The organism is Cupriavidus sp. NPDC089707 (genome assembly GCF_044748965.1).
In the GTDB taxonomy this organism is placed as follows: domain Bacteria; phylum Pseudomonadota; class Gammaproteobacteria; order Burkholderiales; family Burkholderiaceae; genus Cupriavidus.
Genome location: NZ_JBIVHB010000017.1, coordinates 35,498 through 52,784 on the forward strand (window position 1 = coordinate 35,498; position 17,287 = coordinate 52,784).

The 17,287-nt window shown below is 62.2% G+C and carries 20 protein-coding genes; all 20 read right to left on the minus strand.

Features of this window, described 5'->3' with window-relative positions; translation table 11 throughout:
• Positions 1 to 153: 153 nt before the first annotated feature.
• The 20 genes from ACIP1U_RS23380 to ACIP1U_RS23475 all read right to left on the minus strand — a co-directional run bounded on the left by ACIP1U_RS23380 (position 154) and on the right by ACIP1U_RS23475 (position 16,966).
• Complete coding sequence (locus ACIP1U_RS23380; protein ID WP_400319984.1) at positions 154 to 357, minus strand: hypothetical protein; 204 nt, start codon at positions 355 to 357, stop codon at positions 154 to 156.
• Positions 358 to 366: 9 nt separating this feature from the next.
• Entirely contained in the window at positions 367 to 624 is a 258-nt protein-coding gene (locus tag ACIP1U_RS23385) for a hypothetical protein (RefSeq protein WP_400319987.1), read from the minus strand.
• Between the two features lie 11 nt (positions 625 to 635).
• Positions 636 to 770, minus strand: coding sequence for a PAAR domain-containing protein (locus tag ACIP1U_RS23390; protein WP_400319990.1), 135 nt, complete (start codon positions 768 to 770; stop codon positions 636 to 638).
• A gap of 16 nt (positions 771 to 786) precedes the next feature.
• The gene (tssL, locus tag ACIP1U_RS23395) at positions 787 to 2,091 is read right to left on the minus strand and encodes a type VI secretion system protein TssL, long form (RefSeq protein WP_400319993.1); all 1,305 of its coding nucleotides are present in this window, start codon (positions 2,089 to 2,091) and stop codon (positions 787 to 789) included.
• Complete coding sequence (gene yiaA, locus ACIP1U_RS23400) at positions 2,088 to 2,564, minus strand: inner membrane protein YiaA (protein WP_400320241.1); 477 nt, start codon at positions 2,562 to 2,564, stop codon at positions 2,088 to 2,090. Before yiaA ends, tssL begins: the two co-directional genes overlap by 4 nt.
• Before the next feature lie 61 nt (positions 2,565 to 2,625).
• On the minus strand, positions 2,626 to 5,010 hold the full coding sequence (locus ACIP1U_RS23405) for a phospholipase effector Tle1 domain-containing protein (RefSeq protein ID WP_400319995.1): 2,385 nt from the start codon (positions 5,008 to 5,010) through the stop codon (positions 2,626 to 2,628).
• The gene (locus ACIP1U_RS23410; protein ID WP_400320244.1) at positions 5,007 to 5,567 is read right to left on the minus strand and encodes a DUF3304 domain-containing protein; all 561 of its coding nucleotides are present in this window, start codon (positions 5,565 to 5,567) and stop codon (positions 5,007 to 5,009) included. Before ACIP1U_RS23410 ends, ACIP1U_RS23405 begins: the two co-directional genes overlap by 4 nt.
• A 43-nt stretch (positions 5,568 to 5,610) precedes the next feature.
• A complete protein-coding gene (locus ACIP1U_RS23415; protein WP_400319998.1) occupies positions 5,611 to 5,808 on the minus strand; it encodes a hypothetical protein in 198 nt (65 codons plus the stop codon).
• 47 nt (positions 5,809 to 5,855) lie between these two features.
• Positions 5,856 to 6,605, minus strand: a complete 750-nt coding sequence (locus tag ACIP1U_RS23420; RefSeq protein WP_400320001.1) for a DUF3304 domain-containing protein — start codon at positions 6,603 to 6,605, stop codon at positions 5,856 to 5,858.
• Positions 6,602 to 7,219 (minus strand): DUF3304 domain-containing protein, encoded by a 618-nt coding sequence (locus ACIP1U_RS23425; RefSeq protein ID WP_400320004.1) that lies wholly within the window; start codon positions 7,217 to 7,219, stop codon positions 6,602 to 6,604. Before ACIP1U_RS23425 ends, ACIP1U_RS23420 begins: the two co-directional genes overlap by 4 nt.
• Positions 7,206 to 7,442, minus strand: a complete 237-nt coding sequence (locus tag ACIP1U_RS23430) for a hypothetical protein (RefSeq protein WP_400320006.1) — start codon at positions 7,440 to 7,442, stop codon at positions 7,206 to 7,208. The genes ACIP1U_RS23425 and ACIP1U_RS23430 overlap by 14 nt, the downstream gene beginning before the upstream one ends.
• On the minus strand, positions 7,399 to 8,016 hold the full coding sequence (locus ACIP1U_RS23435) for a DUF3304 domain-containing protein (protein ID WP_400320009.1): 618 nt from the start codon (positions 8,014 to 8,016) through the stop codon (positions 7,399 to 7,401). Before ACIP1U_RS23435 ends, ACIP1U_RS23430 begins: the two co-directional genes overlap by 44 nt.
• A 12-nt stretch (positions 8,017 to 8,028) precedes the next feature.
• Positions 8,029 to 8,646: a DUF3304 domain-containing protein gene (locus ACIP1U_RS23440; protein WP_400320012.1), complete on the minus strand. Its 618-nt coding sequence runs from the start codon at positions 8,644 to 8,646 to the stop codon at positions 8,029 to 8,031.
• Entirely contained in the window at positions 8,633 to 8,827 is a 195-nt protein-coding gene (locus ACIP1U_RS23445) for a hypothetical protein (RefSeq protein WP_400320015.1), read from the minus strand. Before ACIP1U_RS23445 ends, ACIP1U_RS23440 begins: the two co-directional genes overlap by 14 nt.
• Positions 8,824 to 9,441 carry a DUF3304 domain-containing protein gene (locus ACIP1U_RS23450; RefSeq protein WP_400320018.1) on the minus strand — a complete coding sequence of 206 codons (618 nt, stop codon included), beginning with the start codon at positions 9,439 to 9,441 and terminating at the stop codon, positions 8,824 to 8,826. The genes ACIP1U_RS23445 and ACIP1U_RS23450 overlap by 4 nt, the downstream gene beginning before the upstream one ends.
• Positions 9,442 to 9,453: 12 nt before the next feature.
• Positions 9,454 to 10,071 carry a DUF3304 domain-containing protein gene (locus tag ACIP1U_RS23455; protein ID WP_400320021.1) on the minus strand — a complete coding sequence of 206 codons (618 nt, stop codon included), beginning with the start codon at positions 10,069 to 10,071 and terminating at the stop codon, positions 9,454 to 9,456.
• Positions 10,058 to 10,933, minus strand: a complete 876-nt coding sequence (locus ACIP1U_RS23460; RefSeq protein ID WP_400320024.1) for a DUF4123 domain-containing protein — start codon at positions 10,931 to 10,933, stop codon at positions 10,058 to 10,060. The genes ACIP1U_RS23455 and ACIP1U_RS23460 overlap by 14 nt, the downstream gene beginning before the upstream one ends.
• 14 nt (positions 10,934 to 10,947) lie before the next feature.
• On the minus strand, positions 10,948 to 13,425 hold the full coding sequence (locus tag ACIP1U_RS23465) for a type VI secretion system Vgr family protein (protein WP_400320027.1): 2,478 nt from the start codon (positions 13,423 to 13,425) through the stop codon (positions 10,948 to 10,950).
• Between the two features lie 596 nt (positions 13,426 to 14,021).
• Positions 14,022 to 15,539 (minus strand): CoA-acylating methylmalonate-semialdehyde dehydrogenase, encoded by a 1,518-nt coding sequence (locus ACIP1U_RS23470; protein WP_400320029.1) that lies wholly within the window; start codon positions 15,537 to 15,539, stop codon positions 14,022 to 14,024.
• Positions 15,540 to 15,634: 95 nt separating this feature from the next.
• Positions 15,635 to 16,966, minus strand: a complete 1,332-nt coding sequence (locus ACIP1U_RS23475; protein ID WP_400320031.1) for an aspartate aminotransferase family protein — start codon at positions 16,964 to 16,966, stop codon at positions 15,635 to 15,637.
• Positions 16,967 to 17,287: the final 321 nt, after the last annotated feature.

Consider the following 17,287-nt stretch of genomic DNA (forward strand, 5'->3'; position numbering starts at 1 on the left):
CTTCTGCATTGGCGGCGGCCCGGAAAAAGCGCGCCAGTTTACGCCTGCCCCACTGCGCAAACGTCACTTTCGGCGCCCGCGCCCGGCGGACACGACATCGGAATAATAGGGAACGCGCGATCGTCCGGGTGCTGACCGGCGACAAGTCAGGCGTCAGCCGCCGCAGCCGGGCGCGGAAAGGACGCCGTCCACGCGCGCCAGCGCGGTGGAGAGCGGGTCCAGCAGGAGCATGGCGGCGCCGGCGAGCACTAGCGCCGCGAGAACGAGAATCCGGGCGTGCCGCGTGCGCGGCATCGTGCAGGCCGCCGCTGCCAGCGGAGCCAGCGTGGTGGCAAGCAGGAGAAGCTTCAGCAACATGGTGCCGATTCAACGGCTCGCCGCCACAGCCCGGCCAGTTGCCTCCACCGGCAACGCCCCCGCACGGCGCAGCCCGAACCACGAGCACGCCGCCGAACACAGCGTGATCCCGACCAATGCGACGACGGTGTGCTGGTAGCTGCGCGTGGCATCGAACGACCACGCGCCCAGCTGCACCGTCAGGAAGGCGCCGAGCTGGTGGTCCAGGAACAGCAGCCCGAACACCTTGCCCTTGATCCGGCTGCCAGAGCGCTCGAAGCAGAACATCGAGGTCAGGATTACCGTGCCCAGGTAGCTGGCGCCGAACCCAGGCGCGCCACCGGCTGCCCGTCGAGCAGATCGTCCTCCGAACCGGAGATGACCACGCCGCCATGGCTGGTCTTGTCGCCCAGCTTGATGAGTGTTCCAGGCATATTGATGACTCCCGGGTTACTGGATCACCACCACCTCGACGCGCCGGTTTGCCGCGCGTGCGGTGGGGGTCTTGTTGTCGGTCAGCGGCTCGGTATCGCCCTTCCCAATGGCTTCCAGACGCCCCTTGGCGACGCCCTGGCTCGTCAGGTACTCGCTGACCACGGCGGCGCGTTCCTCGGACAGCGCCTGGTTGGACGCGTAGCGGGCGCTCCTGATCGGCTGGTTGTCGCTGTGGCCAGTCACCTGCACCCTGCCTTCCACCTTGTTGATTTCGGCGGCCACCTTGTCCAGCGTCGGCAGCAGCTTCCGGCTCACGTCGGCCTGACCCGCGCCGAACATGTCGTCGCCACGGAACACCACAGTGCTGCGGTGGTCGCCGTCCATGACGGCCACCACGCCGCGCGCGATCTCGTCCTTAAGCAGCTCGGCCAGGCGCAGCCCCTTCGGCGGGGGCGGCGGCGTCAGGTTGCCGATGGCGGCGATCTGGTTCGTCAAGTCATGCGCCTGGCGCAGCAGGTGGTACTTGTACCAGCCAGCCAGGCCGGCGACGACCAGGAGTCCTGTCACCCACGTCATCCAGACCGGAATGCCGCTCAGGTGACGGAAGCGGCCCGACTGAGCCGGCTGCCAGTGAGGGGATAGTTCCGGGGGCACCGGATCATTGTGCTTGCTGATCGCGCTTAGCAGGCGCTCACGGATCATGCGCAACTGCTGGTCGCCGTCCGCCAGGCCACGATATCGTCCCTGGAACCCAAGCGAGAGGATGCGATAGCAGACCTCGATGGGGCCGATGTTCTCGGCCACCGACTCCACCAACCGGCCCAGGATGAGGAACACCTTGGTGCCGCCCTCGCGATCCTGGTGGAAGGTCGAGGCCAGGGCGCTGCTCGGCCACGCGCCCAGCGAAGCAGCACTGCCGCCACCCCACTCGGTATGGCTCACGGCCTCGTCCAGCGCCGTGCACAGCGCATAGTGCGCCGCGATGGTGTGCTTGCGGTCGATGTTGAGCCGGTCGCATACCGCCTGGAATGTGCGCAGCTCCTGCTCCAGCAAGGCGCGCAAGTGTTCCACCGCGCCGCGCTTCTCCAGTTTGGGCGGGATGTCGGCCAGCGCCCGCAGCAGCGGCTCGGCAGCCTCCAGCAGCGGATTGAACGCGCCCTTGACCTCCGCCACGCGGGCCTCGACGGTCTTCGCCGCAGGGAGCAGCGTGGTAATGGGTTCCCGGGCTTCCTGGCCAGTTACGGCCTGCCTGGCAGAGGCCCCAGGCTTCCGCGGCTTGCATTGCGGCGCGGGATCGTCCCGGTCCAGCCATGTGGTCATGCTTCCTCCATCCGGTTGGACGTCGCGCTGCCATCGGCAATGCAAACGGCATCGGCGTTGACGACCATTGGCCGTGCCGCCTGGACATCGCGGGTGTTCTTCTGCACGGCAATGGCACCCAACAGCGCCAGCGCGAACGACATGGCATAGAAGCCCTTCTCGCTCAGGGCGAGCGTGGCATTGAACAGCCCAATACAGAGCAGAAGTACCGCCAGCAGCACCGACATCCAGCTCAGTCCGTAATAAATCCCGGTAACGGGAATGCCCTCGAGCTTGTCGCGCACGGATTTTTGCGCCGACACGGCGGCGAACAGGCCATACACCAGGACGGTGAAGTAATAGCCTTTTTCATTGAGCTGCATGTCGGCATTGAACAGGCCGACTAGAAAGGCAAGGAAGCCTGCCAGAAGCGCGGCCCACGAGGCCGCCACGAAAGCGAACGAAGGTTGTTGTGCGGAATAGTTGATTTTCATTTTTCGATAGAACGAGAGTGGAACATGCTGACACGTGCCATGACGAAACGTCAGTGGCCATTCATAGTCGTGGCGTCGGGAATCCAGAGGGGATGACCTGATCGATGGCCCGCCTGCCTTGATCGATGACGGCATCGCGGGCGGCATCCACTGCGCGTCCGGCTGCGTCGCCCACCGCCCGAATCGTCCTGTCGCTGGCGGCATCGAACTCGCGCTCGACGGCCCGAGCGGTATCTTGCAGCTTATCCAGCACGCCCTTTGCCTTCATGCCGAGGTGCCGCACGGCATTGCTGTCGCCGACAAAAAATGTCCGAGCCCACCCGTAGCCACCCGGCGCGTACTCGTGGAAGTTCGGCACGCGGAACCAGGCGCGGCTGTCATGGATGTAGTGATCGAACAATTCGATGGTCGCCTTCTCGCGCAAGGCAAAGTCGTCCACTGCCTTGGCAGAAGTTGTGGCCTTGAGATAGGGGATCATCTCCGGCGCAGGCTCCACCAATACGTCATCAATGGGCCAATAGCCGCGCACCGCAGCGCTTTTCGTCAGCAAGTCGCCATCGACCAGCGCGAGCAGCTTTGAATCGGTGTGCGGATGTTCTGCGCGCGGGGTCACCAGGTACCTGAAACCCTTGGCGGCCCGCTCCACTGCCCCGACCGGCGAGAGCGGCCGCGTCACAAGTTCCTTCCGCACATTCAAGCTGGGCTGAAGTTCGGGGTGCAGGCATCCCAGGAGCAACTGCAATTCTTCCGCCGCCTCCAGCAAGTCGGTGCGGTCATTGGTGACAAACTCGTCGGCGCCTTCTCCCGGACGGCAGTCGGCGGCATTCTTGTTTGCCGCTTTCGCCATCAACTCCCTTTCTCGCGCAGCGATGGCGGCGTCGTTCGCAACAATCCTGGCTTCCAGCGTCCGGCGCTCCGTCAAATCCGCCATGGTCTGCGCAGTGGTCTGCGGAAACATGGCACGGTCCCTGAGTCGCTGGATTTGCAGCCTTAGAAGGGTGTTTTCCTGTTCCAGCTTTTGAATGACGGGATCGTCTTTCTTCGCCTGGTCAACTTCCGTGCGCAGTTGCTGGGGTGTCTTGCTGTCCTCGCGCTTGTTCGCCGGGTCCGCGCAATAGCGATAGAACCCCTGGTTGGTGACGTAGGTGCCGGTGTGCCAGCGTGCGCGCAGGGTGCGCCATTGCAGGCTCTGGCGCAGGCCGAATTCGAGGGCCTTCTCCACGCTGTCGATGGGGGGCAAGGCGGCGCGCCAGTTGTTGAAGGCATTGGCGACGGCTGGGTCGATAGCGAAATCCTGCACGTTGTTCGCGGCCATCCGGTCTTCTTCGCTCGTGGCATCCAACCGCCGCAACGGTACCCCCGCCTTCAATGCCTCGATGTACATATCGTGCAACGGAATCTTGCCCAGCCGGTAGCCCTCGCCCTTCACGGACTTGCCCTGGTCGCCCGGTGCGTAACTGCCGCCCACGTCCGAATGCACCCCCGGATAGGGCACTTCCAGCAGTTTGCTATCCCCCGCCGGGTAGCTTTGTCCTTTGCGGATGGAATCCAGCGGAAAGCTCATACGCTGTTCGTGCATGGAGAAGAAATGCACGCATCGCCGAACCTGGGCCGGGATGTTCAGGGCACCGTCTGCTGCTGCCCAAAAATGCCCGTCGAAGAAATTCAGATCCACGGCAGTCTGAAAGGACTCCGGCGGCCCGACTGACGCGACGGTATCGAACAGGCCCATGAAGTTGACTTCATAGTCGATCTTGTCCACCAGCTTGCCGGCCTTGGCCCAGTAATTGATCAGCTTACTGACGAACACTCGCGCGCCCGCCGCGCCACGCGAGAAACCGAATACGTTGATGTAGGCCTTCTTGACGAGACGGTTGCGCTGGCACTGGCGGACCAGAGCGTCGTGCAAGTTGCCGAGGTGCTTCTCCTTGGCGGTGAGCAAGGCGGAACCAAGGTTCCAGTCAAGCCTTGCGCAGATTGTGCTTGCCTCCTGGTTGGCTATGAGCCCCTCTTCGTCGCCCGCCACCATCGCTTGGTGCACGGCATTCAGCACGCGGGTGTAGCCCCACGCGCAGCGCTTGGCGAAACCGCTGGCAAAGGCTTTTCCGCTGGCGCTATAGGTGTTCTCACCAAGCTCGGGGAACAGTGTGCCAACCCCGGCTATGTAAGAACTGAAGATACCCTGCCGCGGTCGAGCAGGACAGGCTCTGAACAACCGCGCTACGTTCGTGTGTGTCTCGCGGGTCGAGTCTCGCCAGCGGGCAGGCGTCTTGGGATCATCGTTGTTGTTGGTGCCGTCGAAAAACAGATTGATGTGAATGGTCTGTTCACATGCACCCAGCGGGTCGTTCACCGTGGTCTTGCCATTCTCGTAGGCCCGAGTTCCTTCGGGCAGGCGACCCTTGTCCGTTTCCGGCATCGCGTTGGGCAGGCGGAATGCGCTCATCGGTATCTCTCCAGTGCTTGCTTGGTCAAGGCGTCATCACGTACCCCCTGGACGACGAAAGGATCATCGTCTGCGGGTTTCGTTCTTACGGAGTTATGGCCATTGGCATTTCCATCCATGACCATCACCTTGACTTGATCCCCTGGCAAAAAGATGGCCCAAAAGTCGTACGTCTTCGGGCCATATTGGGGTACGGTGACCGTTGCAGTCAGCACAGCCAGTCCGCTTCTATCCTTGTAATCGAAGGGCTTGTGGTCCCGCTCCCATTCAATTCTTAACTGCGTATTCGGCTGCCATGGCTGAGGGATACCGATGCAGCACACTTCTCCTGGCTCCGAGGGCCCATCTTTGGAAGCGGGATTCATATTGCTTCCTCCGCCGTTCATGCCTCTTGGACCCGTGACGTAATACCCATAGATTGCGTCTGACGAGTAGTTCAGACCGCGAGCACTGCCCCCGTAAATCTGCTCCTTGTCGTTCAAGCCAGTGGCAGTGTCCGACAGATCAAGCCGCGAATCACCCGAGCAAGCAGAGAGTGCACTCAATGCACCCAGCATCACCAGGGCTGCGAGGCATGGGCGTGCTCGTTTCCGACTCCTGCTATTTGTTGTCATGATTCTTCTTCGTGTTGTCGTTGTTGTTGGTGCCGTCGAAAAACAGATTGAGGTGGATGGTCTGTTCACAGGCGCCCAGCGGGTCGTTCACCGTGGTCTTGCCATTCTCGTAGGCCCGCGTTCCATCGGGCATGCGACCCTTGTCCGTTTCCGGCATGGCGTTGGGCAGGCGGAATGCGCTCATCGGTATCTCTCCAGTGCTTGCTTGGTCAAAGCGTCATCACGTACCCCCTAGACGACGAAAGGATCATCGACTGCGGGCTTCGTTCTTACAGAGTTGTGGCCATTAGCATTTCCATCCATGACCATCACCTTGACGCGATCCCCTGGCAAGAATATGGCCCAAAACCCGTAAGTTTCCGGGCCATACTCAGGTACAGTGACCGTCGCGGTCAGCACAGCCAGTCCGCTTCTATCCTTGTAATCGAAGGGCTTGCGGTCCCGCTCCCTTTCGATTCTTAACTGCGTATTCGGCTGCCATGGCTGGGGGATGCCGATGCAGCACACTTCTCCGGGCTGGGAAGGGCCTTCGGGAGATGCGGGATTCATATCACCTCCCCCGCCGTTCATCCCACGCGGACCGGTGACGCTGAAACTGTAGATCCCATTCGACGAGTAGTTCAGCGCGCGCACGCCACCGGGGTTGATTTTTTCCTTGTCGGCCCCGCCAGCTGCAGTGTCCGACAAGTCGGGCCGCGAATCATCCGAGCAAGCAGAGAGAGCACTCAATGCGCCCAGCATCACCAGGGCGGCGAGCCATGGACGCGCGCGCTTCCGACTCCAGCTATTTGTTGTCATGGCTCTTCTCAGCGTCGCCGTTGTTGTTGGTGCCGTCGAAAAAGAGATTGATGTGAATGGTCTGTTCACAGGCCCCAGCGGGTCGCTGACCGTGGTCTTGCCATTCTCGTAAGCCCGCAGTCCCTCGGGCAGGCGCCCCTTATCCGTTTCCGGCATGGCATTGGGCAGGCGGAATACGCTCATCGATATCTCTCCCGTAGTTCTTTAGTTTGGGCGTCATCACGTACCCCCTGGACGACAAAGGGATCATCGTCAGCAGGTCGAACATTAAGATCGTTCTTGCCGTTGGCATTACCTTCGGCCACCATGACCTTCACTCGATCTCCTGGCAGGTAGATCGCCCAGAACCCCGAGGTCTTTCGCGCGTACTCAGGGACAATGACCGTTGCCCTCATCACTTCCAAACCATTTGGGAGGTCATTGTCATAGGGAGAACGATCCAGCTCCCATTCGATTTCGAGCCTGGTGTTGGGCTGCCATGGCTGGGGGATGCCGATGCAGCATCGCTCGCCGGCTTCGCCAGGTCCGTCCGCGCCGGCACGAATCATATTTCCACCACCACCATTCATGCCGCGTGGGCCGGTGACGCTAAAGCTGTGGATGTAATTTGGAGAGTAGTTCAGCCCGCGGACGCCACCGGGGTAGATTTTTTCCTTCCCGGCGTCGCCAGCGGCAGTGTCCGACAGGTCAAGCCGCGAATCATCCGAGCAAGCAGAGAGCGCACTCAGTGCACCCAGCATCACCAGGGCTGCGAGCCGTGGGCGTGCTCGTTTCCGACTCCTGTTATTTGTTGTCATGATTCTTCTTCGCGTTGTCGTTGTTGTTGGTGCCGTCGAAAAACAGATTGATGTGGATGGTCTGTTCACAGGCGCCCAGCGGGTCGTTCACCGTGGTCTTGCCATTCTCGTAGGCCCGCGTTCCTTCGGACAGGCGACCCTTGTCCGTTTCCGGCATGGCGTTGGGAGGCGGAATACGCTCATCGATATCTCTCCCGTAGCTCTTTAGTTTGGGCGTCATCATGTACCCCCTGGACGACAAAGGGATCGTCATCAGCGGGCCTGATGTTGAGATCGTTATGCCCATTTGCATTGCCATCCCCCACCATGACTTTCACTCGGTCTCTCGGCAAGAAGATGGCCCAGAAGCCGGAAGTCTTCGGGCCATACTCCGGTATGGTGACCGTTGCCCTCATCACTTCCAAACCATTTTGGAGGTTATTGTCATAGGGAGAACGATCCAGCTCCCATTCGATTTCGAGCTTGGTGTTGGGCTGCCACGGCTGAGGGATGCCGATGCAGCATACCTCTCCAGGTTCGGCGGGCCCATCCTTATATGAAGGACTCATATTGCTACCTCCGCCGTTCATGCCGCGTGGGCCGGTGACGCGAAAGCTGTGGATGTAATTGGGGGAGTAGTTCAGCGCGAACACGCCACCGGGGTAGATTTGTTCCTTGCCGGCACCGCCAGGGGCAGTGTCCGACAGATCAAGCGGCGAATCACCCGAACAAGCAGAGAGCGCACTCAATGCACCCAGCATCATTAAGGCGGCGAACCATGGGCGCGCGCGCTTCCGACTCCAGCCATTTGTTGTCATGGTTCTTCCCCGTTATTGAAATCTTTCCAGTGCTTGCTTGGTCAAGGCGTCGTCACGTACCCCCTGGACGATAAAGGGATCGTCTTCGGCGGGTCTGGCACTGAGATCGTTATGCCCATTTGCATTGCCGTCCCCGACCATGACTTTCACGCGGTCTCCCGGCAAGAAGATGGCCCAGAAGCCGGAAGTCTTCCGGCCATACTCAGGTACCGTGACCGTTGCAGTCAGCACTGCCAGTCCGCTTCTGTCCTTGTAATCGAAGGGCTTGCGGTCACGCTCCCATTCGATGCTTAACTGCGTATTCGGCTGCCATGGCTGGGGGATGCCGATGCAGCACACTTCTCCAGGCCGAGCGGGCCCATCCTTATCTGCAGGCCTCATCTTTGAACCGCCGCCGTTCATGCCTCTTGGACCCGTGACGTAATAGCCGTAGATTGCGTCTGACGAGTAGTTCAGGCCGCGAGCGCCGCCCCCGTAAATCTGCTCCTTGTCGTCCAAGCCAGCAGCAGTGTCCGACAGGTCAAGCCGTGAATCGCCCGAGCAGGCAGAGAGAGCACTTAATGCGCCCAGCAGTACCAGAGCGGCGAGCCATGGATGTGCTCGTTTCCGACTCCTGCTATTCGTTGTCATGATTCTTCTCGTTGTCGTTGTTGTCGGTGCCGTCGAAAAACAGATTGATGTGAATGGTCTGTTCACATGCGCCCAGCGGATCACTGACTGTGGTCTTTCCATTCTCGTAGGCCCGCATCCCCTCGGGCAGGCGCCCCTTATCCGTTTCCGGCATGGCATTGGGCAGGCGGAATACGCTCATCGATATCTCTCCAGTAGTTCTTTAGTTTGGGCGTCATCACGTACCCCCTGGACGACGAAGGGATCATCGTCTGCGGGTTTCGTCTTTACGGAGTTTTGGCCATTGGCATTTCCATCCATGACCATCACCTTGACTCGATCCCCTGGCAAGAAGATGGCCCAGAAGCCGTAAGTTTCCGGGCCATATTCCGGCACGGTGACTATTGCCCTCATCACTTCCAAACCATTTTGGAGGTTATTGTCATAGGGAGAACGATCCAGTTCCCATTCGATTTCGAGACTGGTGTTGGGCTGCCATGGCTGAGGGATGCCGATGCAGCATCGCTCCCCCGCTTCACCAGGTCCGTCCGTATCGCCACGGATCATATTTCCACCACCACCATTCATGCCGCGTGGGCCGGTGACTCCAAAGCTGTGGATGTAATTGGGGGAGTAGTTCAGCACGCGCACGCCACCGGGGTTAATTTGTTCCTTTCCGGCCCCGCCCGTTGCGGGGTCTGACAAGTCGAGTCGCGAATCATTCGAGCAAGCAGATAGAGCACTCAATGCGCCCAGCATCACCAAGGCGGCGAACCATGGGCACGCGCACTTCCGACTCCAGCTATTTGTTGTCACGGTTCTTCTCCGCTATTGAAATCTCTCCAGTGCTTGCTTGGTCAAGGCATCATCGCGTACCCCCTCGACGATAAAGGAATCGTCTTCAGCGGGTCTTACGTTGAGATCGTTATGCCCATTTGCATTGCCATCCCCGACCAATACTTTCACGCGATCTCCCGGCAAGAAGATGGCCCAGAAGCCGGAAGTCTTCCGGCCATACTCAGGTACCGTGACCGTTGCAGTCAGCACCGCCAGTCCACTTCTGTCCTTGTAATCGAAGGGCTTGCGGTCCCGCTCCCATTCAATTCTTAACTGCGTGTTTGGCTGCCATGGCTGAGGGATGCCGATGCAGCACACTTCCCCAGGCTCGGAGGGCCCATCCTTATCTGCCGGCCACATCTTTGAACCGCCACCGTTCATGCCTCTTGGACCCGTGACGTAATAGCCATAGATTGCGTCGGACGAGTAGTTCAGGCCTCGGGCGCTGCCCCCGTAAACCTGCTCCTTGTCGTTCAAGCCAGTGGAAGTGTCCGACAGATCAAGCCGCGAATCATCCGAGCAAGCAGAGAGACCACTCAATGCGCCCACTAGCACCAGAGCGGCGAGCCATGGATGTGCGCGTTTCCGACTCCAGCTATTTGTCGTCATGATTCTTCTTCGTTTGCGTATCGGCTTGCCTCGCAAGCACACGGTTCCACACGTAATCGGAAACCCGGTTCATGCAGCCATCGAAGGTCCCGCCCTCACGCATGCGCACCTCCAGCGCGCGGCGCACCTCGGGATCCTGGTCGAAGTCGGCGCCATACCGGTAGGAGTACTGGCAGTACCCCAGCCGGTCGGCGTGTGCGGTGAGCCGCCAGGCCGCCACGCGCCGATAGCGTTCGATGAAATCCAGGAAGCGCGGCAGGTAGGGACCATCCCCCGGCACGGTGCCGTCTTCCACCAGCCCCGCCAGCATCTGGTCCGGCTCGCAGTGCGCCAGGAAGTCATCGACCTGCTGCTGATTGAGCGTGATGGCGACCGGGGCCATCTGAACCTGATAGCCGTTCAGCGGCCCATCCAGGCGCTTCCACTCGGCTTCATGCCCGCGATACTTCCATTGCAGGATGGGGGCCATCAGCTTGCGCGTCGTCTCGTCGCCCCACAACGCCGTCACCGTGTGCAGGTTGCGCGGATCGAAGTAGCGCACCATCGCGCTCACACCGCCACCGAGGTCGGCCACCAGGAACTGCCGCAGGTGTGTGGCAAGCGCATCGATGCCGACACGGCTCCACAGCAAGGTCATGCAGGGCGCCTGCAAGTCCAGTTCGTCCAGCCTGGCAAGCCACGGTTCATCCGCATCAATGATGTGCGCCACGAAGAGCGACGCATCGCCCGCGTCTTCCTCGGGCAGGCCGGCATAGACGTTGCGATGCTCGGCGGCCTCGCGCATGAGGTCGCCGATGAGCAAGGGGTGCTGGGCACCGTCGGCGAGCGCGTAGATGTAAACAGGGTTTCGTTCGGTGGTCATCGATGGCCTCGGGTTCAGCGCAGCAGCAGGCCGGTGTTGCGCTTGGCCGCCTTGAGCAGGCATTCGAGGCAAACCTGTTTCGTGCTCAATTCCGATGGGATGCTGTTCGGCCCCGTCAGCAGCTTGCTGGCGGCGTGTACGGTGAACTTGCCATTGGTGCCGTGCTCGATATTCCCGTCCAGCCGCAGGTAGCTGCCGCCGCCCGCCAGCAACAGCTTCTCCTTGGCCTGAATGACGATCTCATTCGCGGTCATCGTGATCTTCAGCTTTGCCAGCAGGTTGATATTGTTCTTCAGGGCTTGCAGGTCGATGTCGCCCATGTTGGCGACCAGCTTCATGCCGGCCTCATAGGCGAACAGCCGCAGCGCCTTGCGCACGCTGGCGAAGAGACCGCCATTGGCGGTGACGGAAACGTGCTCCCCGGTGGTAATGGCAAGATGCGTGCCGCTCTGCACGTGCGTGAGGCCCGGCGTGGCGCTAACGATGCCCACGGGGCTGGTGAGCGCGAGATGCGGTGCGGTGAATTCCTTGAGCGGCCCATCGCCCTTGAGCGCCGTATGCTGGCGGGCAATGGCCTTGGCTACGTCCTTCTGTTCACCATCCTGCGCCTCGACTTGCTGCGCCGCATCGGCCAACTGTTCGGTCTGCTGCTCGGCCTGTTGCAGCGCCTGCACCATGTCGCCCATGCTCAGGGCATAGTCGCCGCCATTGCCGCGCTTGTAGGTCGTGAGCAGCATGCCCATGGCCGCGCGCAGGGCGCCCCAGGCATCGGTGCGCAACTCGTACCCCTCTCCGCGCTTCTCCTTGCGCCCCTGCCAGTCAGGGATGGCAACGATGTGGCCTAGCGCCAGCTCCGACGACTGGAAATCCGAGCCGATCTGTGCCTGGGGCTGGCCGGGGGTATCGTCGGCCAGAATCTTGTTTTGCCGCCCGCTGCAATTGCCTTCGCCATCGGGCAATTCCTCGGTGGCGAAGCCCGATAGGGCCTGCATATCGGGCAAGGCCCACGGCGGCAGGTTTATCTTGTTGTAGACGCGCTCGACGGCAACGAGACAATCCGGATCGCCTTGCACACCGATCACCAGCACTTCTTGTCCGACACGCGGCAAATGCATGGCGCCATAGCGATGCCCCGCCCAGCCATTGGCCACCCGCACCCAGCACGAGCTGTTCTGGTCGTCGTTGCCGTAGAGGTCGTACGGCATTTGCACCTTGATGCGCCCGTATTCATCGGTATGAATTGGCTGGCCCTTGGGGCCGACCACGCGGGCCTGGATGGGGCCGAACATGCGCGGTTTCTTCTGCGTGCGCATCGGGCGAAACACCTCGCTGGTGGGCTGCACCCCGAATGCCACTTCGCAGTGCCATTGCTGGCCGGCTCCGCTGGTTTCGCCCACCTCTTCAATGCGCAGTTGGGTGGCGAAGATCAGGTATTCCCGGTTGGCTTCGCGCCCGAGGAAATTGGTGAGGTGAAACGTGCAACCAGGCACCATGGCGCGCAGGTTGCCCTTGCCCCGGCCACGCAGCCCATGCTGGCGGATTTCCTCCATGCGGATGCGTGCAAGGAACCGGCCGTCCTCCCACGGTTCGTTGCCGGTAATGGGCTGGCTGTGGTCGCCGGGGTACTCGTAGATGCCTTGTCTATCGTGCGCGGTGTCGCGCGGGTCGCTGTGGCTAACCGATAGATCGGCACGAGGCTTGCCAAAGTCGTAATCCGAGCTGCGCCACTCGCCGGACACGAGCTTATCGATGACCTCGAATTCATGGATATGCTCTTCATCGATGCGGTCGGATGCGGCCTGCCATCGGATGGTGTGATAGGCCGGGCTCGTGAAACGCGCAAAGGCACCGTTACCGTCGGTCAGCACCACGCGGTGGCGTTCGTTCGAGTGCGCGACGAACCAGGATATGCCCCACTCCTGGGTGAGCCGCTGAAAGAAGGCGTAGTCCGTCTCCCCGTACTGTTGCTGGAAGAGGCGCTGCGGATACAGCCGCACGTCCAGCCGCTTTTCCACCGGGTAGTTGTACTTGCCGAGCAGCTCATCCAGAATTTCGACCACATTCTTGTTCTGGAAAATCTTGTAATCGGAGCGCAAGGTGGCAAGCCATAGCCAGGGCCGCAAGGTGAGGCGGTAGGCAATGTGCCGGCCCACCAGGCAGGGACCTCGCACCTGCGTCACAATGCCGGTGATCTCGCGCTTGCCGGCGCCCACGCCCCCTTGTAAGCCGATGCCTGAGCCGTCCAGCTCAATTTGCACCGTGACCTCGGTGCCTTCCAATGCCTTCTTGTCGAGATCGGCGGCAGGGCCATAGATTGCGTTACGCTCATCCGGCGTGCGCAACTCCAACTCGTATTCGAACAACTCATTGAGGTTGTCGGTGCCAGACAGGCGGGAGAACACCAGCGTGGGCTGCCCCAGCAACTGGGGCAGGGCCGGCCCCGAAACGGAAACGGTACGGCGGGAACATGGCAAACGGTCACGACCACCCATGAGGAAGACTCCTTCGGCAGGGCAACAGACGATGGGGAAACGGCGGCATGGATCGCACCAATGCCACGCTCAGGCGCAATGCGCGCCCGCGTGGTATATGCTCCCCAAAGTGACTGCGGAAACCATAGGATTCATCCGAATCCAATTTCGCGTTTTCGAATTTAATTTAAGAAATGTTTAACGCGATAGGCGGCCGGGCGCGACTGCCCGGCATGGCATGGGTTCTGACCAAGCGCCACCCGGCATAATCGGGACTTTCATACCACCGGCACATGCCAGGTATCTGTGTGCGGCCAGGCCTTTTCGACGGCCCATTCGGCTCTGGATACTTCGCAGCGGCGATCTGCGGGGGGGTGAAGCTGGACGATGGCACGACTCGGACGCTGGAAGAAATCGTTCGCGCAGTGTCCGACATGTGGAAGGCGCGCCCGGAGGTGGCACGCAAAGGCTGAATCGCGGGGCATGGCGCGTTGTTGGCCAGTCACGCAGGGTGATCAGCCCGGGCCCGGCGTCAAACGGAACCTGTCCCCGTCATTCCCGTGCACGCGGGAACGACGGTCAATATGAAGTCTGTCAGCAATCTGACAAACAGCCCCCTACTTAGCCACCGGCATCGTAAATTCAGCCCCCTTGGCAATAGCATCCGGCCAGCGCTGCATCACACTCTTGTAGCGCGTGTAGAACCGCACGCCCTCTTCGCCGTAGGCATGGTGGTCGCCGAACAGCGAGCGCTTCCACCCGCCGAAGGAATGCCAGGCCATCGGCACGGGAATCGGCACGTTGATGCCAACCATCCCCACCTGGATCTGCCGCGCAAACGCCCGCGCAATCCCACCATCGCTGGTGTAGCAGGACACCCCATTGCCAAACTCATGCGCATTGATCAGCGCAACGGCTTCGGCAAAGTCATGCACCCGCACCACCGACAGCACCGGGCCGAAGATCTCTTCCTTGTAGATGGTCATGTCGGGCTTCACATGATCGAACAGCGTGCCGCCGACATAGAACCCGTTCTCATGCCCGTCGACCTTGTGCCCCCGCCCATCGGTCACCAGCGTCGCGCCCTCTTCCACGCCTTTGGCGATATAGCCCTCGACCTTGGCCTTGTGCGCCCCGGTCACCAGCGGACCCATTTCCGCGTCCGACTCCATGCCGTTGCGGATCTTCAGCGCACGCGCGCGCTCCGCCAGCCGCGGCACCAGCTTGTCGGCAACCTCGCCCACGGCCACCGCAACAGAGATCGCCATGCAGCGCTCTCCCGCCGAGCCATAGGCCGCACCAATCAGCGCATCGACCGCCTGGTCGAGATCCGCATCAGGCATCACCACCAGGTGGTTCTTGGCCCCGCCCAGCGCCTGTACCCGCTTGCCGTGCTTCGTCCCTTCCGTATAGATGTACTCGGCAATCGGCGTCGAGCCAACGAACGACAATGCCTGCACATCCGGGTGCGCCAACAGCGCATCGACCGCTTCCTTGTCCCCCTGCACGACGTTGAACACGCCATCGGGCAAGCCTGCCTGGCGCAGCAGATCCGCAATCAGCAAACTCGGAGACGGATCCCGCTCAGACGGCTTCAGCACGAACGTATTGCCGCACGCCAGCGCCACCGGAAACATCCACATCGGCACCATCACCGGGAAGTTGAACGGCGTGATTCCCGCCACCACGCCCAGCGGCTGGCGCAGGTTCCAGTTGTCGATGCCGCCACCGATGTTGTCGGTGAAATCGGTCTTGAGCAGGTTGGGAATGCCGCAGGCAAATTCCACCACCTCAATGCCCCGCGTGACCTCGCCCTTGGCATCCGAGAACACCTTGCCATGCTCGCGCGTGATCAGCGCGGCCAGGTCGTCGTGGTGCTGGTCGAGCAGTTCCTTGAACTTGAACAGGATGCGCGCCCGGCGCAGCGGCGGCGTCTCGGACCATGCGGGAAAGGCGGCCTTGGCGGCGGCCACGGCATCGGCAACGTCCTGCGCAGTGGCGAGCGCCACGCGCGCGGCAACTTCGCCCGTGGCGGGATTGAATACGTCAGCCAGGCGCTGGCCGCCGGCGCGGCGCATGGCGCCGCCGATGTAATGATGGATTTCGGCCAGTTGCCGGTTTTCTGCGATGCTCACTTGGGATTCCTTCGATGGCCACGGCGCGCGCCGTGGCTTGCAATCTGAGAGCCGGCCCCGAAGGGCCGGTGGCAATGCGATGCGGCGAGCGCCGCTTACTTGATGTGCTGCAGCGCCTTCTTCACCGTATCGAACAGTTCGCCGATCTGCGCTTCCGAGATGATCAGCGGCGGCGAGAACGCCAGGATGTCGCCGGTGTAGCGCACCAGCACGCCCAGCTCCAGGCACTTGAGGAAGGCCTCGTAGCCACGTGCACCGGGCTGGCCCGGACGCGACTCCAGCTCGATCCCCGCCACCATGCCGAAGTTGCGGATGTCCTTCACGTGCGGCGCGCCGCGCACGCTGTGCACCGCCGCTTCGAACACCGGCGACAGCTCGGCCGCGCGGCCGAACAGGTTCTCGCGCTGGTACAGGTCGAGCGTGGCCACGGCAGCGGCGGCGGCCAGCGGGTGTCCGGAGTAGGTGTAGCCATGCAGCAGCTCGATCGCGCCCGGCGCGGCACTGTTGACCACGGCGTCGTGCACTGCGCGGCGCACGGCCACGGCGCCCATCGGCACCGCCGCGTTGTTGATCGCCTTGGCCATGGTGATCAGGTCCGGCGTCACGTTGAAGCGCTCGGCCGCGGTAGCCGCGCCGAGGCGGCCGAAGGCGGTGATCACTTCATCGAAGATCAGCAGGATGCCGTGCTTGCTGGTGATCTCGCGCAGCTTTTCCAGGTAGCCGACCGGAGGCACCAGCACGCCGGCGGAGCCGGCCAGCGGCTCGACGATCACGGCGGCGACGTTGGCCGGGTCATGCAGCGCGAGGATGCGCTCCAGCTCGTCGGCGAGGTGCGCGCCCCATTGCGGCTGCCCCTTGGAGAAGGCGGCCTCGGCGATGTTGAGCGTGGCCGGCAGGTGGTCCGTGCCCGGCATCAGGTTGGCCGAGTAGGCCTTGCGGTTCGGGCCGATGCCGCCCACGGCCATGCCGCCAAAGCCCACGCCGTGGTAGCCGCGTTCGCGGCCGATGAAGCGGGTGCGCTGGCCTTCGCCCCGCGCGCGGTGGTACGCGAGCGCGATCTTCAGCGCGGTATCGACCGACTCCGAACCCGAGTTGGTGAAGAAGATGCGGTCCAGCCCCGGCGGCATGATCGCGGCCACCTTGGTGGCGGCCTCGAACGACAGCGGGTGACCCATCTGGAACGGCGGCGCATAGTCCAGCGTGGCCGCCTGGCGGGCGACGGCTTCGGCGATCTCCTTGCGGCAGTGGCCCGCGGCCACGCACCAGAGGCCGGCACAACCGTCCAGGATCTGGCGGCCGTCGTGGGTGGTGTAGTACATGCCGCTCGCCGACGCCAGCAGGCGCGGCGCCGCCTTGTACTGGCGGTTGGCGGTGAAGGGCATCCACAGGGCATCGAGATCGGGAATCACGGTCTTGGCGGCGTCCATACGTCCTCCTCGGGGCAATTGGGCGGGTCGGTTGGCTGGTGCCGTTCCGGCGCCGCTGCGAGTGACGAGCACTGAAGCGGGCACGGAAACGGCGGCAATGACGGCCACTCTACCGGCGGCGTCTGGCCGACAAAATATACAGTCCGGACAGCACCGCCTTACCGTACAGTTTGATCACGCCAAACCGTACAGGCAAGCAGCCGCGGCGCGCGCGGGGCACGGCACCCTGCCACGTGGCGCTTGCCGAGCGCAGTGCGGCATCCCACGCTGCACTGCGGCAATTTCGCAACGCGGAATGGCACCGCGCGCGGCGCCCTGCGC